The organism is Psychrobacter sp. 1U2 (assembly GCF_051847575.1).
In genome coordinates this window covers 1-579 of record NZ_JBPYDC010001541.1, presented here as the reverse complement: position 1 = coordinate 579, position 579 = coordinate 1, and the positions used below count along the sequence as shown (strand labels likewise).

1 protein-coding gene is annotated in these 579 nt (G+C 33.9%); it reads right to left on the bottom strand.

What is annotated here, in order from left to right; all coding sequences use genetic code 11:
* Nucleotides 1–579 (bottom strand): hypothetical protein (locus tag ACS8FD_RS23075; RefSeq protein WP_439277571.1); only part of this gene is annotated, 579 nt, incomplete at both ends.

The following is a 579-nucleotide window of genomic DNA, read 5'->3' as shown; positions in this document are numbered from 1 at the left end:
AAATTCACTCGAAACACTAGCATGATAATAGCCTTGAGCTACCTCTTTATATTGTTGGATCGAGAATACTTCTGTAATCTGATTTAATAGTGATAAACATTCACTGCGATTTACCCAAGATTCTGGAATGTCTAATCCCATACAATTGACCTTGTCAAACAAACTTAATGCTTCTGAAAATCTATACTGCAGATATAGATTTATTCCCATATTAACCATGACCTGTGGCGACAAAACATCTTTATTTTTTCTACGAATCATAGTTGCTTTGAGAAGTAATGATCCTACTTCTGAAAATCTTTCTATCTTACTGACATCAGTTTTACAATAGTTATTGGAATCACTTTGAGTCAAATTACCTTTAGCGCTTGCTAAGCAGTAGTAATAACTATCACGAGTTAAACAGTGTTCAAAGCTATTAGACTCCATTATTTCCAATCCGATTTGAGAAGACTCTAGGTTGGAATCCCTATTACCTAAATCAACAAATAGTCCAGCAAGTCTAAAAAATGCGTAGGAAAAACTAGGGTCACTGAGATCATGGACTTTTTCTAGAAGCTCCTTTAAATATAAGCATAA